The organism is Pseudomonas putida (assembly GCF_028682635.1).
Classification (GTDB): domain Bacteria; phylum Pseudomonadota; class Gammaproteobacteria; order Pseudomonadales; family Pseudomonadaceae; genus Aquipseudomonas; species Aquipseudomonas putida_AE.
Genome location: NZ_JANHLK010000002.1, coordinates 142,209 through 159,055, shown reverse-complemented (window position 1 = coordinate 159,055; position 16,847 = coordinate 142,209). Strand labels below are relative to the sequence as shown.

18 protein-coding genes are annotated in these 16,847 nt (G+C 61.9%); 7 read left to right on the top strand and 11 right to left on the bottom strand.

Annotated elements, in window-relative coordinates; all coding sequences use genetic code 11:
* Window positions 1-25 precede the first annotated feature (25 nt).
* Window positions 26-1,120, bottom strand: coding sequence for a PLP-dependent cysteine synthase family protein (locus NPS56_RS03150; RefSeq protein WP_274073416.1), 1,095 nt, complete (start codon window positions 1,118-1,120; stop codon window positions 26-28).
* 251 nt (window positions 1,121-1,371) lie between these two features.
* On the opposite strand from NPS56_RS03150, the gene nhaA reads away from it, so the two are divergent.
* A complete protein-coding gene (gene nhaA / locus NPS56_RS03145; RefSeq protein WP_274073415.1) occupies window positions 1,372-2,559 on the top strand; it encodes a Na+/H+ antiporter NhaA in 1,188 nt (395 codons plus the stop codon).
* A 74-nt stretch (window positions 2,560-2,633) separates the two neighbouring features.
* Here nhaA and NPS56_RS03140 read toward each other — a convergent pair whose 3' ends face one another.
* Window positions 2,634-3,098 (bottom strand): glycine zipper 2TM domain-containing protein, encoded by a 465-nt coding sequence (locus tag NPS56_RS03140; RefSeq protein WP_274073414.1) that lies wholly within the window; start codon window positions 3,096-3,098, stop codon window positions 2,634-2,636.
* Between the two features lie 167 nt (window positions 3,099-3,265).
* Here NPS56_RS03140 and NPS56_RS03135 point away from each other — a divergent pair, with 167 nt between their 5' ends.
* Window positions 3,266-3,502 (top strand): hypothetical protein, encoded by a 237-nt coding sequence (locus NPS56_RS03135; protein WP_274073413.1) that lies wholly within the window; start codon window positions 3,266-3,268, stop codon window positions 3,500-3,502.
* A 5-nt stretch (window positions 3,503-3,507) separates the two neighbouring features.
* Here the strand turns inward: NPS56_RS03135 and pdxH are convergent, their stop codons facing one another.
* The 5 genes from pdxH to dinG all read right to left on the bottom strand — a co-directional run bounded on the left by pdxH (window position 3,508) and on the right by dinG (window position 11,446).
* On the bottom strand, window positions 3,508-4,155 hold the full coding sequence (gene pdxH, locus NPS56_RS03130) for a pyridoxamine 5'-phosphate oxidase (protein ID WP_274073412.1): 648 nt from the start codon (window positions 4,153-4,155) through the stop codon (window positions 3,508-3,510).
* Between the two features lie 24 nt (window positions 4,156-4,179).
* Window positions 4,180-5,289 (bottom strand): OmpA family protein, encoded by a 1,110-nt coding sequence (locus tag NPS56_RS03125; RefSeq protein WP_274073411.1) that lies wholly within the window; start codon window positions 5,287-5,289, stop codon window positions 4,180-4,182.
* Between the two features lie 112 nt (window positions 5,290-5,401).
* Window positions 5,402-6,547 (bottom strand): serine hydrolase domain-containing protein, encoded by a 1,146-nt coding sequence (locus NPS56_RS03120; RefSeq protein WP_274073410.1) that lies wholly within the window; start codon window positions 6,545-6,547, stop codon window positions 5,402-5,404.
* Between the two features lie 157 nt (window positions 6,548-6,704).
* Complete coding sequence (locus NPS56_RS03115; protein WP_274073409.1) at window positions 6,705-9,206, bottom strand: beta-agarase; 2,502 nt, start codon at window positions 9,204-9,206, stop codon at window positions 6,705-6,707.
* Window positions 9,207-9,301: 95 nt separating this feature from the next.
* On the bottom strand, window positions 9,302-11,446 hold the full coding sequence (gene dinG, locus NPS56_RS03110) for an ATP-dependent DNA helicase DinG (protein ID WP_274073408.1): 2,145 nt from the start codon (window positions 11,444-11,446) through the stop codon (window positions 9,302-9,304).
* 99 nt (window positions 11,447-11,545) lie between these two features.
* On the opposite strand from dinG, the gene NPS56_RS03105 reads away from it, so the two are divergent.
* On the top strand, window positions 11,546-12,010 hold the full coding sequence (locus NPS56_RS03105; RefSeq protein ID WP_274073407.1) for a CopD family protein: 465 nt from the start codon (window positions 11,546-11,548) through the stop codon (window positions 12,008-12,010).
* Between the two features lie 120 nt (window positions 12,011-12,130).
* On the opposite strand, the gene NPS56_RS03100 is transcribed toward NPS56_RS03105, so the two are convergent.
* The 4 genes from NPS56_RS03100 to NPS56_RS03085 form a co-directional block, all read right to left on the bottom strand.
* Window positions 12,131-12,889: a collagen-like triple helix repeat-containing protein gene (locus NPS56_RS03100; protein WP_274073406.1), complete on the bottom strand. Its 759-nt coding sequence runs from the start codon at window positions 12,887-12,889 to the stop codon at window positions 12,131-12,133.
* A complete protein-coding gene (locus NPS56_RS03095; protein ID WP_274073405.1) occupies window positions 12,882-13,160 on the bottom strand; it encodes a DUF1145 domain-containing protein in 279 nt (92 codons plus the stop codon). The genes NPS56_RS03100 and NPS56_RS03095 overlap by 8 nt, the downstream gene beginning before the upstream one ends.
* A 147-nt stretch (window positions 13,161-13,307) precedes the next feature.
* A complete protein-coding gene (locus NPS56_RS03090; RefSeq protein WP_274073404.1) occupies window positions 13,308-14,024 on the bottom strand; it encodes an OmpA family protein in 717 nt (238 codons plus the stop codon).
* A 90-nt stretch (window positions 14,025-14,114) separates the two neighbouring features.
* On the bottom strand, window positions 14,115-14,810 hold the full coding sequence (locus NPS56_RS03085) for an OmpA family protein (protein WP_274073403.1): 696 nt from the start codon (window positions 14,808-14,810) through the stop codon (window positions 14,115-14,117).
* A gap of 190 nt (window positions 14,811-15,000) precedes the next feature.
* Here NPS56_RS03085 and NPS56_RS03080 point away from each other — a divergent pair, with 190 nt between their 5' ends.
* From NPS56_RS03080 to NPS56_RS03065, 4 genes are all read left to right on the top strand, one after another.
* Window positions 15,001-15,498, top strand: coding sequence for a DUF6231 family protein (locus tag NPS56_RS03080; RefSeq protein ID WP_274073402.1), 498 nt, complete (start codon window positions 15,001-15,003; stop codon window positions 15,496-15,498).
* Between the two features lie 4 nt (window positions 15,499-15,502).
* Window positions 15,503-15,979, top strand: coding sequence for a YchJ family protein (locus tag NPS56_RS03075; RefSeq protein ID WP_046816639.1), 477 nt, complete (start codon window positions 15,503-15,505; stop codon window positions 15,977-15,979).
* Between the two features lie 167 nt (window positions 15,980-16,146).
* On the top strand, window positions 16,147-16,632 hold the full coding sequence (locus NPS56_RS03070; protein WP_274073401.1) for an LEA type 2 family protein: 486 nt from the start codon (window positions 16,147-16,149) through the stop codon (window positions 16,630-16,632).
* 5 nt (window positions 16,633-16,637) lie between these two features.
* Complete coding sequence (locus NPS56_RS03065; RefSeq protein WP_008056806.1) at window positions 16,638-16,844, top strand: SEC-C metal-binding domain-containing protein; 207 nt, start codon at window positions 16,638-16,640, stop codon at window positions 16,842-16,844.
* Window positions 16,845-16,847 lie beyond the last annotated feature (3 nt).

The following is a 16,847-nucleotide window of genomic DNA, read 5'->3' as shown; positions in this document are numbered from 1 at the left end:
GCCAGCTCCTACAGGTGCAGGGGGGTCAGATATTGGCGCGCAACACGCTCGCCGGTAGCGGCTCGCCGCGCTCGACCGTCGCGGCCACCGCATCGATCAACCCGCTCAACTCAAACCCCTCGGCCTTGAGCCACGCCTGATCGTAATAGGTCGTGGCATAGCGCTCGCCGCTGTCGCACAGAATCGCCACGATCGAACCCTGCTCCCCCGCCGCCGCCATCTGCTGCGCCGCCATCAACGCGCCAATCAGGTTGGTCCCGCTCGATCCACCGACATGCCGCCCCAGACGTTCAGCCAGGTAATGCATGGCTGCCAGTGACAATGCGTCCGGCACCTTGACCATCGCATCGATGACCTTGGGCAGGAATGACGCTTCCACCCGGGGCCGACCAATGCCTTCGACCCGCGAACCGTGATCCAGGCGCAGGCTGGCATCGCCGGTCTGGTAGTAATCGAAAAACACCGAGCGCTCGGCATCGGCACACAACACGCGGGTGGCGTGCTGCCGATAACGTACGTAACGCCCCAGGGTCGCCGTCGTCCCCCCAGTCCCGGGGCTGGACACCAGCCAGCTCGGCTCCGGGTGCTTTTCGAAACGCATCTGCTGGAAAATCGATTCGGCGATGTTGTTGTTCGCACGCCAGTCGGTCGCACGCTCGGCGTAGGTGAACTGGTCGATGAAGTGGCCGTCGTGCTCGCGCGCCAGGCGTTCGGACTCGGCGTAGATCTGCGTCGGATCCGCGACCAGATGCGTCTGCCCGCCATAGAACGCGATTTGTGCGATCTTTTCCCTCGACGTACTGGCCGGCACCACGGCAATGAACGGCACCCCCAGCAAACGCGCGAAGTATGCCTCGGAAATCGCCGTCGAGCCGCTGGACGCCTCGATCACCGGCGTACCGGGCTTGAGCCAGCCATTGCACAGCGCATACAGGAACAGCGACCGCGCCAGGCGGTGTTTCAGGCTGCCGGTGGGATGGCTCGACTCATCCTTGAAGTACAACTCGATGCCGGCAAAACCTGGCAGCGACAAGGGGATCAGGTGAGTGTCGGCGCTGCGCTGGAAGTCGGCTTCGATGATCCGGATGGCTTCGCGGGACCACTGTCGGTTGTCGCTCATGGTGGTTATCTCGATGGATCAGGCAATAGGCGGCCCCGTCACAAGCCTCAACCTGCAAGCTTAGGAAAAATCCTACATCAAACACAGGTACAGCTGAGTTCCAATACATCCGGCAACTGCTAGGCTCAGGTCCTTGCCCGAAGAATCGCGTTGTAACGACATATAACAAAAAAGAATATAACTTTTGTTTTAACAACTAACGGTACGGGTTAGGGTGTGCCACCTTTTGACTTTATCGATGGAGAGCGACATTGCCTCTGCGTAGCACGTTCACGCGTTTCTTTCAGCTGGAAGCTGCCAGCGGTCTGTTATTGATCGCCGCAGCTATCCTCGCGCTGATCATCAACAACTCCCCATTGTCGTGGCTCTACAACGGCCTGCTGGAAACCCCCGTGGTCGCCCAGGTCGGCGCGCTGAAAATCGCCAAGCCGCTGCTGCTGTGGATCAACGACGGGCTCATGGCGCTGTTCTTCCTGCTGATCGGGCTGGAGGTCAAGCGCGAGGTCCTCGACGGGCAGCTGTCCAAACCGTCGCAGATCGTCCTGCCCGGCGCGGCCGCCATTGGCGGCATGGTGGTCCCGGCGCTGATCTACTGGTTCCTCAACCGTGACAATCCACCGGCCCTGGACGGCTGGGCGATCCCGACCGCCACCGACATCGCCTTCGCGCTGGGCGTACTGGCGCTGCTGGGCAAACGCGTGCCGGTGTCGCTGAAGTTGTTCCTGATGACCCTGGCGATCATCGACGACCTCGGCGCGATCGTCATCATCGCGATTTTCTATTCCGGCGAACTGTCGACCCTGTCCCTGGCACTGGCCGCCGCCTGCATCGCGGCGCTGATCGGGATGAACCGCCTCGGCGTGGTCAAGCTCGGCCCCTACATGATCATTGGCCTGATCCTCTGGGTCTGCGTGCTCAAGAGTGGAGTGCATGCCACGCTGGCCGGCGTGACCCTGGCATTCTGCATCCCCTTGCGCACGAAAAACGCCGAACCCTCTCCCCTGCTTTCACTGGAGCACGCGCTGCACCCATGGGTGGCCTACGGCATCCTGCCGCTGTTCGCCTTCGCCAACGCCGGCCTGTCCCTCAGTGGCGTGACCGCCGAAAGCTTCACCCACGCCGTGCCAATGGGCATCGCGATCGGCCTGCTGCTGGGCAAGACCGTCGGCGTGTACGGCCTGACCTGGCTGGCGGTGAAAACCGGCATCGCCGCCCTGCCCCAGGGGGCCAATTGGGGCCAGGTGCTGGGCGTGGCGATTCTCTGCGGCATCGGCTTCACCATGAGCCTGTTCGTCGGTTCGCTGGCCTTTGAGCCGGGCGTCAGTGACTACGCAGGCATGGACCGCATGGGGATCCTGACCGGTTCGATCCTGGCGGCATTGATTGGCTATGCCGTAACGGCGGCGGCGAGTCGCAAGCCGGTGCTGCAAACCGCGTAGAGAACAATTCATGTGCTAAAGAAAAACCCCGATCCAGTCACCTGGTCGGGGTTTTCTTTTACCCGTATTCCCGCTTAGTGGGAAACGCGGCTGGTGCCATCCACCGTGGCAATGCGCACGCGCTCGCCAACGCGGAACACTTCGTTTTCCTGAACCTGTTGCACGTAGGCGCGCATGCTGCCGTCGTCTTCGCGCACGGTGATTTCCACGCCCTGGGTGCGGGTCAGGCCTTCTTCGGCTGCCGAGCCTACCAGGCCGCCTGCGACGGCACCGATAACTGCTGCGACAATGCTGCCGCGGCCACCACCGATGGCGCTACCACCGACACCGCCCACCACTGCACCTGCCGCGCCGCCGATTGGCGTCTTGGTACCTTCGATTTTCACCGGTCGCAGGGCTTCGATGGTACCCATGCGAATCGTCTGCACGCGACGCGCTTCGTCACGGGAATAGGAGTCACCGGTCAAGCTCGATTGGCAGCCAGTGAGCAACATCGCCATGGTGGAAAAGGAAGCAACCAGCAGAACAGACTTACGCATAGCATCAACTCCAAAGGACAAGTAACCATTAAACTCCGCAGCCAGACGCCTGTCACGGTCTTGCCCGGATAAAAATGTTTCGATTCAGGCTTCGTACAGGCCTGTCCGCGCACTCACCACTCAGTCGCGGTCTGTTCGCAGAACAGCGCCACTGACCAGGGATATGGATGGATTACTTTATCATTGTCGTCACTACCGTCGCCGGGCTGTACTTCCATGGGTGGCTGTACGTGCGCATCAGACGCTGGATGGACCGGGACCTGGCGTTGGCGCTGGCCGGCAAGGACGAGCAGAAAAAAGCGTTCATGCTCGAACGGTTGGCGAGCGCCCGGGCTCAGAAAATCAGGCGTCGAGACCTGCCGCAGTGGCTTGAGGCCGCAGCGGCAGCTTATCCCGAACGGTAGACTGCTTAAGGTGCCAGGCGTTCAAGAATCCAGTTGGCACCCTGCAGGCGATAGTTGAGCCGGTCGTGCAGACGGCTCGGACGGCCCTGCCAGAACTCGATGCGTTCTGGCAGCAGGCGATAACCGCCCCAGTGTTCAGGGCAGTGGGGTTGGCTATCGCTGAAACGTTGCTCGGTATCCTTGAGCAGCGACTCCAGCTCACCCCGATCGGCAATCACCCGGCTCTGCGGCGAAGCCCAGGCACCGAGGCGACTGCCCAGCGGGCGCACCTGATAGTACGCATCGGATTCTTCTGGGCTGACTTTCACCACCCGACCTTCAATCCGCACCTGACGCTCCAGGGTTGGCCAGAAAAACGTCATGGCCGCGAATGGATTCGCCACCAGTTGCTGGCCTTTGGCACTGTCGTAGTTGGTGAAGAAGGTGAAGCCCTGGGCATCCAGGCCCTTGAGCAGCAGGATGCGGCAATGCGGCCGCCCCTCCTGGTCGACAGTGGCCAAGGTCATGGCATTGGCCTCCACCGGTGCCTGCTCGGTTTTCACCGCGTCGGCAAACCATTGGTGGAACAGCGCGAACGGCTCGGCCGGGGCTTGCGCCTCGGTCAGGCCATCACGGGTGTAGTCGCGGCGCATATCAGCCAAGGCCTTGGTCATGGCGCATTCCTTATGGTTGACGAATTACTTCTTTGTAGTATCGGCGGCGGCGACTTTTTTAGTGTCGGCTGCGGCTTTGGCCGGTGCCGTCTTCTTCGCGGGCGTTGCCGTTTTAGCCGGGGTCTTCTTCGCGGCGGCTTTCTTGGCCGGCGCTTTTTTCGCCACCGGTGCAGCCGCTTTCTTCGCATCGGCAGGTGCTGGCGTCACAGGCTTGGCAACCGGCTTGATGTCCTGGGCCGCGACCATGCGCACAGGCGCCGGGGCCGGCATGTTGTACTTGCTCAGCAACGCGACCATGGTGTTTTGCGGCGTCACCAGCAGCTCCACGCGGCGGTTCAGGGCACGACCTTCATTGCTGTCGTTGGCAGCACGCGGGGCTTCACCACCCATGCCACGCAGCATCAGGCGATCGCGCTGCAGACCGCTGAGGCGGAAGATCGCAGCCACGGATTGCGCACGTTCCTGACTCAGCTTCACATTAGCGGGCGCTGCGCCCGAGGTGTCACTGTGGCCGAGTACCAGCACGGCAGTCTTCGGATCGGCTTCAAGGATTTTCGCAACGCGAGTGAACGGGCCGAGGGTTACCGGCAGCAGCATGGCCGGGCGGTCCGGGTTGAACGAGCCTTCTACCGGCGCGGTGACCACCAGGACGTTTTCACGGCGTTCGAGTTGCAGGTTGCTGTCCTTGATCGCTGTACGCAGACGCGGTTCGTAGTCGTCAAGCCAGGCTTGGGTGACTTTCGGATCAGGCATCGGCACGGCTTTGGCAGTGCTTTGATCCTTGCCGCCGAACGGCCACCACCACTTGCCGCCCGCCTCGGCCTCGGCCTTGGCGACTTCGACCGGCTTGGCCTCAGGTTTTACCTCTGGTTTCTTGTCGAGCACTTCCTCGGAGCCGAACGGCCAGTACCAAGGGCTGGAACTGTCAGTCTTGGTCACCGCAGCGGCTGCGGTGGGCTTCAAGGGAGCTGGGGCCGGTTCTTTGGCCGGCTCTTTGACAGGCTCTTTGGCCGCGACTTTGTCGGAAGACCCGAACGGCCACCAACTGCCGCCGTCTGCATCATTTTTAGGAGTCTGCGCGCAACCGGTAATAGCGAAGCACAGTGCCAAGGCGAGGGTGGGTTTGGTTGACATTGGATATCCACAAAAATGAAGTAATAAAATCAGGCCGGGTCAGCCCGCATAAACAGACGCTTGGAAACTGAAAAGGCCGTCGGGTTCCAGCTCCGGAACCCTTGAGCGTGATTTACAGACAAGTGGCCAGTACCCGCACAAGCTTTTGTGCGCGCGGATCCATCAAGACGTACGGCCCCAGGGTATTTGTCACAAAACCGAATGCCACATCATGTTCCGGGTCAGCGAAACCAACAGAGCCACCCGCGCCCGGATGCCCGAAGGCTCGCGCGCCCAGGCCAAAGGTCGCATTGGGCACATCCGGTTGGTCGAGCATGCAGCCCAGGCCGAAACGGGTTCGGGTCAACAGTGTCTTGTCTTCGCCGAGGCTGTGCTCGCGGGTCAGCTCGTCGAGCAATTCGCCTTCCAGCAGGCTGCCATCGAGCAAACCGGCGTAAAACCCGGCCAGGCTGCGAGCATTGCCGTGGCCATTGGCCGCCGGCTGTTGCATGCGCCGCCACTCAGGTTTGTTGGTACTGGTCAGCACCGAAGGTGGATTGGTAAAAGCACGGGTGGTCATGGCCGTTGGCTCGCGCAGGGTCACTTGCAGCAGGCGCTGGGCCGCGGCATCGCCGACATTGCCCTTGCCACGGGCAATGTGCGCCACGCGATGGAACTCTTCATCGGCCAGGCCGACGTGAAAATCCAGGCCCAAAGGCTTGGCAACCCGCGCCACGATGGATTCACCGGGGCCACGACCGTCAGCACGGCGCAGCAGCTCGCCGACCAGCCAGCCATAGGTGATGGCCGCATAACCGTGGCCCTCACCCGGCGTCCACCATGGCGCTTCGGCGGCCAGGGCGTCGACCATGGTTTGCCAGTCGTAAAGCGCTTCAGGGGCCAGTAACTCGCGCAACGCCGGCAGACCGGCCTGATGGCAAAGCAGCTGGCGCAGGGTCACCGATTCTTTGCCGGCGGCGGCGAATTCAGGCCAGTAGCGGGCCATCGGGGCGTCCAGTTGCAGCTTGCCTTCGGCCACCAGTTGCAAGGCGGTGACGGCGGTGAAGGTCTTGGTGCAGGAGAACAGGTTGGCGATGGTGTCACTGTGCCAGGCTTCGGCCCCGTCCTTGTCGGAGGTGCCGCACCACAAGTCGACGACGGTTTCGCCGCCGACCCGGATGCACAACGCGGCGCCACGTTCCTGAGGATCGTCGAACAGCGCCGCGAACGCTTCACGCACTGCCTCGAACTTAAGCTCGTAATGACCCTGAATCTGCACCCGCAACTCCCCGGAAACGTTCTATAAAGTGGGCCGCATTGTTCCAGCCCTTGAGGGTTTTGGGAACAGGGGCGGGCTGGGCGGTCAATTCAACCCCCAGGTTAAAATCAAAAGATCGCAGCCTTCGGCAGCTCCTACAGGGTTGCGATCCCGGTGTTTAATGACCTTGGCCGGAATGCCCACCAGCGCCCTTCCCCGGGCCTTTGCCGGCTTCGGCCTTGCGCCCGCCCTCGGCGTCGTGGTTCGCCTTGTCGACCTCGGCGGCGGCCTTCTGGGCCTCTTTAGCCAATTGATCGACCGTCGCCAGATTGCTCTTGCGCACGCTGTCGACAAAGCCCTGGAACGGCAGATCGGTTATCCCCACCAGGCCAAAGTGACCATTTTCGCCATCCAGCAGGCGCCCGGTCACGGGTTGGTCGAGGTACTGGAACCAGTGCACGCCGACAATCGACGGCTCGCCCAGCGCCTGTTTCAGGAAATTCGCGTAGGCCGGGCCACGGTCTTCTTCCTTCGCCAGTTGCGTCACGCCGCCCCAGAACGGGCCGCGATCGGTCGAGCCGAAGTTGAACTCGGTGACCAATACCGGTTTGTCCAGACTGCGCAGCCTGGCGAAGTCGTAACCGTCCTGGGGTTGCAAGGTGTACATGTTGAAACTCAATACGTCGCAGTACTGCGCACAGGCCTCAACGGCTTCCGGGGTGCTGATGGCAAACCGGCCACCAAGCAGGAGCTGGTTCGGCGCGTGCCACTCCAGCGAATCGGAAATGGTCTTGAAGTAGGTGTCGGCGAAGACCTTCTGGAAGTATTTGAAGTCGGCCTCGATTTCCGGGTGCTCGGCGCTTGGCAGCGGCGGCACGAAGCCCGGGTCCTCCATCAGTTCCCAGGCTGGCAGATCGATACCCCAGGCTTTCGACAAGCCCGCCTGGTTGCGGTATTTGTCGCGCAACTGCTTGAGGAACGCGCGCTTGGCCGGCACGTCGGTGGTCATTTTCAGGGTGCCATAGGCCAGCGCATAACGGGCTTTCGGGTCATCGCCGGGACCGGCCCAGGCCAGTTCGTTGTCGGCGAAGTAACCGATCAGCCATGGATCGTCGCGGTGGTCGCGGGCAGCAATGGCCACCGCGCGCTCGGTCGCCATGGCGAAACGCGGGTCGAATGGGTCGGGCATCCCGCCCCACCAGTCGTTGCCAGTGCTGATGCTCGCGTAATCGCCGACGATCGACAATGGCAAGGTGTACGGCATGCGTTGCGCGTCACCCAGTGCCGGTGCGCTCCAGTTGCCGAGGGTGTTGAACCCCCAGGCTTGCAGGCGCTCAAGGTTGTGGCCGGTCCAGCGCTGCTCATCAAAGGTCGTTTTGCAGGGTTCGGCAGGTGGTGGCTCAGCCGCTTTTGCCACCGTCGCATCGGCGGCGCCGGCCTTGGCCGCTTCGGCGACTCCGGATTCGGCCGTTGAGGGTGCGACGGCAGGCTCGGCAGCCTTCTCGGCCGTTGCTTCTACCGCGTCGGCCTTGGCCGCTTCAGCAACGCCGGCCTTGGTATTGCTGCCCAGTGCACAAGGGTCGCCGTACAGACGCTGCAGATTGGCGCCATAGAAGTCATACCATTTTCCAGAACTGAAACCCCGCCCCTTGTCGACACCATTACCACCGCGGTTGTCGCCTTCCCCGAAGTGATTGGCCAGCGGTTCATCAGCCTTGGGCAGGGATTCGAACATCCATTCCCGACCGGCGACATACGTCTGGTTGACGTCCGCCGCAACGGTGTTGACCCCCAGCGAATAGAACGGATGCCCCTGCGGCGTCACCAGGTACCAACGACCGTCGCGTTTCTCGGTGCGGAAAAAACCGCTGGCCTTGAACGTCGGCCCGTTGGTCCAGCCGCCGAACGTGTCCAGGGAGGACTTGTCGCGCTCACCCAGCCAGGTTTTCAGCTGCTGTTGTTCCTTGGCCGCGGCGCTTTTCAGTTGTTCGTCGCTGCTGATTTTTTCTGGCCATTTGGCCCGGGTCGATTGGCCATAGGCGTCCACCAGGCCGCCATAGACCGCCTGGGTCACACCTTCGCCGTCCTGCACGCCAAAGCGCTCCAGCAAGATGCTTTGGGCGACTTTCGGTTGATCCATGGACAGGCTGACCGACACCACCTGGCTGCGGTCCAGTTCACCGGCACTGCTGGCCAGCAAAATGCGCTGGCCGTCGACCGTCATCGGCATCGGCGGGCCCGCCTTCAGGCCCTGGCTCAGCGGCGAAGTCGGCTGCAATGGCACCAACAGGGTCTGCGCCGGGCCGGCTGGAAGATCGACGCGACTGACCAACGTCTTGCCGTCGTTGCTCTGAATGGTCACGTACAGGGTCACGGCCCAATTCATGGCGCTCTGGATCCGCAAGCTCATGACGCCCGACTGCGACCAGTCCCAGGCACCGGTCTGCGGCGACAGGCGCAGCGTTGGCCGCGCAACAGGGTTGAAGGTGACCCGGCGCAGCACTTCGCCTTCGGGCGTCTGTTCGGCGTTGGACTGCGGCAGGCTGGCGTCCTGGGTCGCCACCTGGACCACGTCGGCGGGGCGCACAAAATTGAACAGCGTCTGCTGCCCGGCGGGCGCCGCCAGCAAGGGCGTGGCGAACATCAGGGCAAGAACGGCAGGTAGCGAACAGCGAATCATGAGAACGGAATTCTCCCTAGCGACCCGGGCGGGCCAATGGAAAAGCGATGGTAGAGAGATAGACAACGCGGCGGGCAAAACTGCCCACCGGTTTATCAGGAAATTTCACGGCGGAAGGGAGGCAACGCATTGAGGATCGCCTTGCCATAACGCTGGGTGACCAAGCGCCGATCGAGCAAGGTGATGGTGCCGCGGTCTTCTTCGGTGCGCAGCAGGCGCCCGCAGGCCTGGACCAGTTTCAGCGAGGCGTCCGGCACGGAAATCTCCATGAACGGATTGCCGCCACGGGCCTCGATCCATTCGGCCAGCGCCGCTTCGACCGGATCATCCGGTACCGAGAACGGAATCTTGGCGATCACTACGTGCTCGCAGTAGGCACCGGGCAAGTCGACCCCTTCGGCAAAACTCGCCAGGCCGAACAGCACGCTGGAATCACCGCCATCGACCCGTGCCTTGTGCTTGTTCAGGGTTTCCTGTTTCGACAGGTTGCCTTGAATGAACACCTGCTTGCGCCAGTCGCGGTCCAGGCCGTCGAACACGTCCTGCATCTGCTTGCGCGAGGAAAACAGCACCAGCGTGCCCCGAGACCCTTCGACCAGGTCTGGCAGGTCACGGATGATCGCGGCGGTATGGGCCGCCGCATCCCGCGGATCGGCGTTCAGGTTCGGCACCCGCAATACACCGGCGTCGGCGTGATGGAACGGGCTCGGCACCACGGCGGTCACGGCCTTTTTCGGCAGGCCGGCGCGCATGCGGAAGCGGTCGAAGGTGCCCAGGGCGGTCAAGGTGGCCGACGTCACCAGCGCGCCATAGGCCACGTTCCACAGGTTGCGCCGGAGCATTTCCGCCGCCAGGATCGGGCTTGCGTTGACTTCGATATCGAAAAGCGAGCCGCTTTCCGCCAGGGTCAGCCAGCGGGCCATGGGCGGGTTGTCTTCCGGGTCTTCAGCGGTGAACGCGACCCACAATTCCCAGTTGCCGGATGAGCGCGACAACAGGCTGCCGAACAACGGATACCACTCCTCGGCCTGGTTGCTGGCGATGCCGATATTGACCTCGCCGTCCATACCTTCCTTGAGCAATTCAGTGAGGCGGGTAAACAGGTCGGTCAGGCGCGCGTAGCCCTTCTTCAGCTCGACGCCCATTTCGCGCATGTGCTCGGGAATCACCCCGCCGACGAAACGGTGGCGTGGGCGTTCGCGGCCCTCGACATCTTCGCCGGGCTTGAAATCGGCGATCTGCTCACAGGCGGTGAACATGAACTGTTGCTGGGTCTTGATCTCCCGCGCCAGCTCCGGCACCTGTTCGATCAGCTTGCCCAGATCACCGGGCAACGGGTGTTGGGCCAGCAGCTTGGTGAGGTTCTTCGCGGTGGTTTCCAGCCAGTCGGCGGTGGAGCGCAGGCGCGTGTAATGGGCAAAGTGGCCGATGGCCTTGTCCGGCAGGTGATGGCCTTCGTCGAACACGTAGATGGTGTCGCGCGGATCGGGCAGCACGGCACCGCCGCCCAGCGCCAGGTCGGCCAGGACCATGTCGTGGTTGGTGACGATCACATCGACCTTGCCCATGCCTTCGCGGGCCTTGTAGAAGGCGCACTGGCCGAAGTTCGGGCAATGGCGGTTGGTGCACTGGCTGTGATCGGTGGTCAGGCGCGCCCAGTCGGCGTCCTCCAGGGCGGTGGACCAGCTGTCGCGGTCACCGTCCCACTTATTGCCGGCAAGTTTCTCGATCATGCTGGTGAACAGCTTCTGGCTGGCCTCATCGACCTCGATCTTGAAGCCTTCTTCTTCGAACAGCTGGGCGGTGGCGGTTTGTGCGTGACCTTCCTGGAGCAACATGTCGAGCTTGGACAGGCACATGTAGCGTCCACGCCCCTTGGCCAGCGCAAAACTGAAATTCAGCCCGCTGTTGCGCATCAGGTCAGGCAGATCCTTGTAGACGATCTGCTCCTGCAAGGCGACGGTGGCCGTGGCGATCACCAGACGCTTGCCCGCCGCCTTGGCCGTGGGGATGGCCGCCAGGCTGTAGGCTACGGTCTTGCCGGTACCGGTGCCGGCTTCCACCGCGACAATCGCGGGGTCGCCACTGCGCCGGCCTTCGTCGTCGGTGTCGATGTCACCGAGGACCTTGGCGATTTCGGCGATCATCAGGCGTTGGCCGTAGCGCGGCTTGAGGCTCTTGGCTTCGAGAAAACGCGAATAGGCGCCCTGGATCGTGGTTTTGAGTTCGGTGCTGATCATGGATTGTCGGGCGCAAAAAACGCTGGATAAATTTTCAGTAGTTCGGTTCGGTCGCTATCATACCCCGCTAATGAATCCCGCGCAGAACGGAGTAACCCGATGACACCTTTTAGCCTCATTTATAGCCTGCATGTCCTCGCCGCACTGGTGTGGGTCGGCGGCATGTTTTTCGCCTGGATGGTCTTGCGCCCCGCGGCCTTGAAGGCACTGGAGGGCCCTGCCCGGCTGAAGCTGTGGGTGGAAGTGTTTCAAGGTTTCTTTCGCTGGGTCTGGGTCGCGGTGGTGCTATTGCCGATCAGCGGCGTCGGCATGATTCATCTGCAATACACAGGTTTTGAAAGCGCACCGCGTTACGTGCAGGTGATGATGGGCTTGTATGTGGTGATGACCGCGTTGTTCATCCGGATCCAGGCGTTGATGTTGCCGGAGTTGCGCACGGCGGTGACGGCCCAGGATTGGCCGGCGGGGGCTGCGGTACTGGGAAGGATTCGTCGGTTGGTGGGGATCAATCTGATTGTCGGGTTGGTGTTGGTGGCGATTGCGGCGGCACGACCGATGTTCTAGATAATTCCCCCTGTAGGAGCTGCCGCAGGCAGCGATCTTTTGATGTTGCTTTTAAAAACAAGATCAAAAGATCGCAGCCTGCGGCAGCTCCTACAGGAAAATCACCATTCAAAAAATGGTTTACAACCGCTGCACCGTCACAGACCCCGCAGCCCCCTCCATTCCTGGCTGTCCGTCAATACCAGGCTTGCCGCTCTTGCCGCCATCGGCCTTGTAGACAAGACAGCCTTTGGCCTTGCCGCCGGCACCCGGCTTGCCACCAGGCCCGGCCACGCCACCGGCACCGCCGGCCACTTGAACCTTGATCTTGTCTGCCGGGTAATCGCGCGGCACGGCCAGCTTGACCGCCGCGCCAGGCGCACCGGCCTGGCCATCACTGCCATCGCTGCCATCGGCACCGCGACCCGCCTGGCCCCAGGCGCAACCCGGTGCCTGACCGTTGGCCCCGTCGAGGCCGACGAACCCTGGCGCACCCGCGCCACCGCGAGCATCCACCCGTAACTGCGGGGCATTCAGGGCCTTGATCTGCAAGTCCAGATTGCGCCCGGAACGGGCGGCCTTCTGGTAAGTCCCCGGTGCACCCCGCGCGGTGATCTGGCTGCCTTCGGACAACTCGGCGCGATTGACCTTGAGCTCCAGCGCCTGTTCGCCGGGGACGATGGTGATTCGCGCATCGCGACCCAGGTGCAGTTCGCCGACGGTGACTTCGGTCACGTTCGAGGGAATCAGCAAGGTGCCGTAGTCGGCCACTTCCAGGCGTTCCAGTCGCAAGGTGCTGGCGGTGTTGGGCAGGCGCATCAACGAGTTGGTTTCAACGCTCACCACCTGGGCGCAAGCCAATGGACTGATGAGGGCAGCGAGCAGACAGAGTTTACGCATGGGAAGCCTTAGATACGGTGGGAGCCGGGATGGTTTGCAGGTGGAAAACGCCGAAAAAGAGGATCTTCAGGCGATCGAGCCAAGGATGGGCGCGGCCCCTGAGCGTGCGGAAGCAGAACACCGCTTCCAGCAGATGAAGCCCCGCCAGCAGGCAGCCGGCCAGGTCGACCAGCAGGTGCAGTGGATAGACGAACGGCGTGAGCTGATTGACCAGCACCACCAGCCAGAACATCAGGGTCAACAGCTTCCCCAGCCCCCATATCACCTTCATACGCGCCCCCGATGAGAATTATTATTTGCTCGCACAGTAACGGCTTCCATGCAGGATAAGCCAGAGGGCAAACGGAAATTCTCGAGGAAGATGGCAAATGGCCGACGGAACGACGAAAATCATCGCCCGACGGCTCTATTGCGCGGCTCAGCGATTGACGTGCAATTCCACGCGACGATTCTTCGCGCGCCCTTCTTCGGTTTCGTTATCGGCAACAGGCTCACTTTCGCCCTTGCCTTCGCTGGTGACCTTGTTCGGTGCAACGCCCTGGCTCAGCAGATAGCCGGCGACGCTGCTTGCACGTTGCTGCGACAGTTGCAGGTTGTACTCATCCGATCCGACGCTGTCGGTATGACCAATCACCTTGATGCTCGCGACGCTGGCGTCCTGCAGTTTGCCCATGATCGAATCGAGTTTGCTTTGCATGGAGGGGGTCAGGTCAGCGCTATTGAAGGCAAACAGCACATCGTCGGCATCGCTCAGGGTGATGACTTCGGCTTGCACAGGTTCAGGTTTCACGCTGGCCGGGTATTGCGGCAGCGGACAACCATGATGTTCCACAGGGGTATTGGCGGGCGTGTCAGGGCAGCGATCGCGACGGTCGAATACGCCATCGTCGTCTTCGTCGCCGTCCTGGGCATAACAGATCAAACCACCGGTCAAGACACCCAGCGCCGCTCCACCGGCCGCCCAACCGCTACTTCCGATAGCGCCCAGACCTCCGCCGACGAGTCCGCCAAGGAGGCTGCAGATCGGCCAGGTACGTTGATTGAGGGGGGCAGTGCCATCGCTGTGAGTAGCGCAACCGGTCAACAGGCTGCCCAGCAGCAGAACCGGCAAGACGGTCCGTGTGAGATTGCTCATTTTTGAAAGCTCCTGTGTCACCGGCCAATGCCGGTTACACAGGAGTAAAGACCCGCATCCACGACTGCACAAGCCGTGGATGCGAGGGGTTTAGCGGTTGATCTTGATTTCCGTGCGACGGTTCATCGCGCGGCCGTCAGCGGTTTTGTTATCGGCAACCGGCTGGCTTTCACCGGCCCCGGTGACCGACACGAAGCTGCTGCGAGGCACACCACTTTCGATCAGATATTCCACCACCGAGTGGGCGCGTTTGTCCGACAGTTTCTGGTTGTAGGCATCGCTGCCCACGCTGTCGGTGTGACCGGTCACGGTCAGTTGGGCGCTGGCTGCTTCCTGTTTCAGGCGAGTGGCAATGGTGTTGAGTTTGTCTTTATCGGCGGCTGTCAGCTTGGCCGAGTCGAACTGGAAGTTGACATCGCGAATGACGATGGTTTCTTCCTTGACCACCACGGCCTCTTCAACCACTGGAGCAGGTGCTGGTGGTGGGCAGCCATCGGCATCGACCCGTACGCCTTTTGGCGTGCCCGGGCACTTGTCGCGGCTGTCGAGTACACCATCACCGTCTTCGTCACCATCACCATGGACCCAGCAATAGGCTGCCGCCGTACCGCCGGCAATCAGCGCGCCGTAGCCGGCCCATGACGAGCTCTCGATTGCCCCGAGACCTGCGCCGACGACACCACCGACCGCCGCACAGATCGGCCAGTCGGTTTTTTGCAAACCTGCGCAACCAGTCAACACACTGGTTAGCAGAACCAGGGGTAATGCTGTCCGAACTATGCTCATCTAGTTTTCTCCTGAAGGATCGGCTTAGAACCGATTCAGGGAGTAAAGACCGGAGTTTTAATCTCCGCCAGCAATAGGCCATAGCAGTTTTGTCTCGTGTTCGCGGGGGATCGTGACTTTTGCCGCAAACCCGCTCTAGGATCGAACTGGCGGGCAGGCTAGTCTTGGTAAATCTGATTGAGGATCTTCGATGATTGCAGGTATTTCTTCGCGCACGCCGCAGCAGGCGCTGGCCGCTTTGCTCGACCGTTACGCCCCCGCGCGCCTGTTGTTGATTGGCGCCAGCGAGTTCCCCGCGCTTGAGGCTTTCAAGCTGGCGCATCCGGACAGCAGCGTGGCGCACGCAGCGCCCGGGCCATTGCCCGCAGAGTTGGCGGCGCTGCGCTTTGACCTGGCGCTGGTGGTCGATTGCCTCGAACATTTGCCCAAGCGTGATGGCCTGAACCTGCTTGGCGGCATCCGCAACCTCAACGCCAGCCGCATCGCGGTACTGGCCGACTTGCCGGCGAGCGGCTGGCAGGAAACGGATTTTTTCTCACTGGCACTGCAAGCCAGCGAACGTTTCCAGCGTGACGAGCAGGTACTGACCCTGTTCACCTATGATCTGCTTGAATACAAACAAGTACCCGACTGGCTCAACTCGCGGTTCTGGGCCAATCCGGAAAACTTCGGGAAATATTGGTGGTAACGCAATGAGTACATCCATTTGCCCTTGCGGCAGCGGCACCCTGCTCGACGCCTGCTGTGGCCATTACCATGCCGGACATCCGGCACCCTGCGCCGAAGCCCTGATGCGCTCGCGTTATAGCGCCTACGTGCTGGGCCTGATCGATTATCTGGTGGCGACCACCCTGCCCGCCCAGCAGGCCGGACTCGACCGTCAATCGATCACCGACTGGAGCGCCCAGAGCACCTGGCTGGGCCTTGAAGTCGAAAGCTCCGAAGTGCTCGGCGGCCAGCCGGAGCATGCCTTCGTCACGTTCACCGCGCGCTGGCACGACGGCAGCGGCGAACACAGCCACCGTGAACGCTCGTCCTTCGTACAGAATGCGGGGCGCTGGTACTTCATCGACCCGACCGTGCAACTGGACATCGGACGCAACGACGCCTGCCCTTGCGCCAGCGGGCACAAGTTCAAGAAGTGCTGTTCGGGGTATTTCGGTAGCTGATACAAGGTCAGGAGATCGACCCGATCTGCAGGAGCCGGCTTGCTGGCGATGCAGGCGACGCGGTCTGTAGGAGCCGGCTTGCTGGCGATGCATACGACACGGTGTGCCAGCCACTCCGCCTTCGCTGGCAAGCCAGCTCCTACAGGGTTCAAGGGAGAACAACGACAATGATCACCCAGAGACTCGAACGCTTTCTGCTCACGCTGGCTCTTTGTCTGGGGCTCGGCGGTTGTGCATCCTGGTTCAGCTCCGACGAGCCGGACCCCGAGGTCCATCTGGTCAGGGTCGAAGTCGTGCGGGCCAAGCTGATGGAGCAACGGTTCGTCCTGCATTTTCGCATCGACAACCGCAATGACAGCGAGTTGACCGTGCGTGGCCTGGAGTATCGCATCCACTTGGGCGACATCCTGCTGGCCGAAGGCGAGCATGAGCACTGGGTCACCGTGAACCCCAGGAGCAGCCGTTTCTACAAGGTGCCGATCCGCACCAACCTGTGGCCCAAGGTCAAGGACCTGGTCAAACAGCTGAAAAACCCCGAGCAGGCCGTTCCCTATCGTCTGGAAGGTGAGATGGAAACCGGTTTATTCATCGCCCACTACGTGCACCTGACGCGTAATGGCGTGATAATCCCCGCCGATCTAATTCCGGAGTAACCCCGATGACCCAGCAACCCCATGTCCATGGCCCAGACTGCAATCACGATCATGACCATCACCAGCATGATCACGACCATGGCCATGTCCACGGCCCGAACTGCGGCCACGCCCACCAGGAACCGGTGCGCAACGCCTTGAAAGACGTTGGCCGCAACGATCCTTGCCCATGCGGCAACGGCAAGAAGTTCAAGAAGTGCCACGGCGCCTGATTG

Coding starts and splice junctions, on each gene's coding strand:
- NPS56_RS03150 (WP_274073416.1), bottom strand. CDS start 1,120: ATGAGCGACAACCGACAGTGGTCCCGCGAAGCCATCCGGATCATCGAA.
- NPS56_RS03140 (WP_274073414.1), bottom strand. CDS start 3,098: ATGCGTAAGTCTGTTCTGCTGGTTGCTTCCTTTTCCACCATGGCGATG.
- NPS56_RS03135 (WP_274073413.1), top strand. CDS start 3,266: ATGGATTACTTTATCATTGTCGTCACTACCGTCGCCGGGCTGTACTTC.
- pdxH (WP_274073412.1), bottom strand. CDS start 4,155: ATGACCAAGGCCTTGGCTGATATGCGCCGCGACTACACCCGTGATGGC.
- NPS56_RS03125 (WP_274073411.1), bottom strand. CDS start 5,289: ATGTCAACCAAACCCACCCTCGCCTTGGCACTGTGCTTCGCTATTACC.
- NPS56_RS03115 (WP_274073409.1), bottom strand. CDS start 9,206: ATGATTCGCTGTTCGCTACCTGCCGTTCTTGCCCTGATGTTCGCCACG.
- dinG (WP_274073408.1), bottom strand. CDS start 11,446: ATGATCAGCACCGAACTCAAAACCACGATCCAGGGCGCCTATTCGCGT.
- NPS56_RS03105 (WP_274073407.1), top strand. CDS start 11,546: ATGACACCTTTTAGCCTCATTTATAGCCTGCATGTCCTCGCCGCACTG.
- NPS56_RS03100 (WP_274073406.1), bottom strand. CDS start 12,889: ATGCGTAAACTCTGTCTGCTCGCTGCCCTCATCAGTCCATTGGCTTGC.
- NPS56_RS03095 (WP_274073405.1), bottom strand. CDS start 13,160: ATGAAGGTGATATGGGGGCTGGGGAAGCTGTTGACCCTGATGTTCTGG.
- NPS56_RS03090 (WP_274073404.1), bottom strand. CDS start 14,024: ATGAGCAATCTCACACGGACCGTCTTGCCGGTTCTGCTGCTGGGCAGC.
- NPS56_RS03085 (WP_274073403.1), bottom strand. CDS start 14,810: ATGAGCATAGTTCGGACAGCATTACCCCTGGTTCTGCTAACCAGTGTG.
- NPS56_RS03080 (WP_274073402.1), top strand. CDS start 15,001: ATGATTGCAGGTATTTCTTCGCGCACGCCGCAGCAGGCGCTGGCCGCT.
- NPS56_RS03075 (WP_046816639.1), top strand. CDS start 15,503: ATGAGTACATCCATTTGCCCTTGCGGCAGCGGCACCCTGCTCGACGCC.
- NPS56_RS03070 (WP_274073401.1), top strand. CDS start 16,147: ATGATCACCCAGAGACTCGAACGCTTTCTGCTCACGCTGGCTCTTTGT.
- NPS56_RS03065 (WP_008056806.1), top strand. CDS start 16,638: ATGACCCAGCAACCCCATGTCCATGGCCCAGACTGCAATCACGATCAT.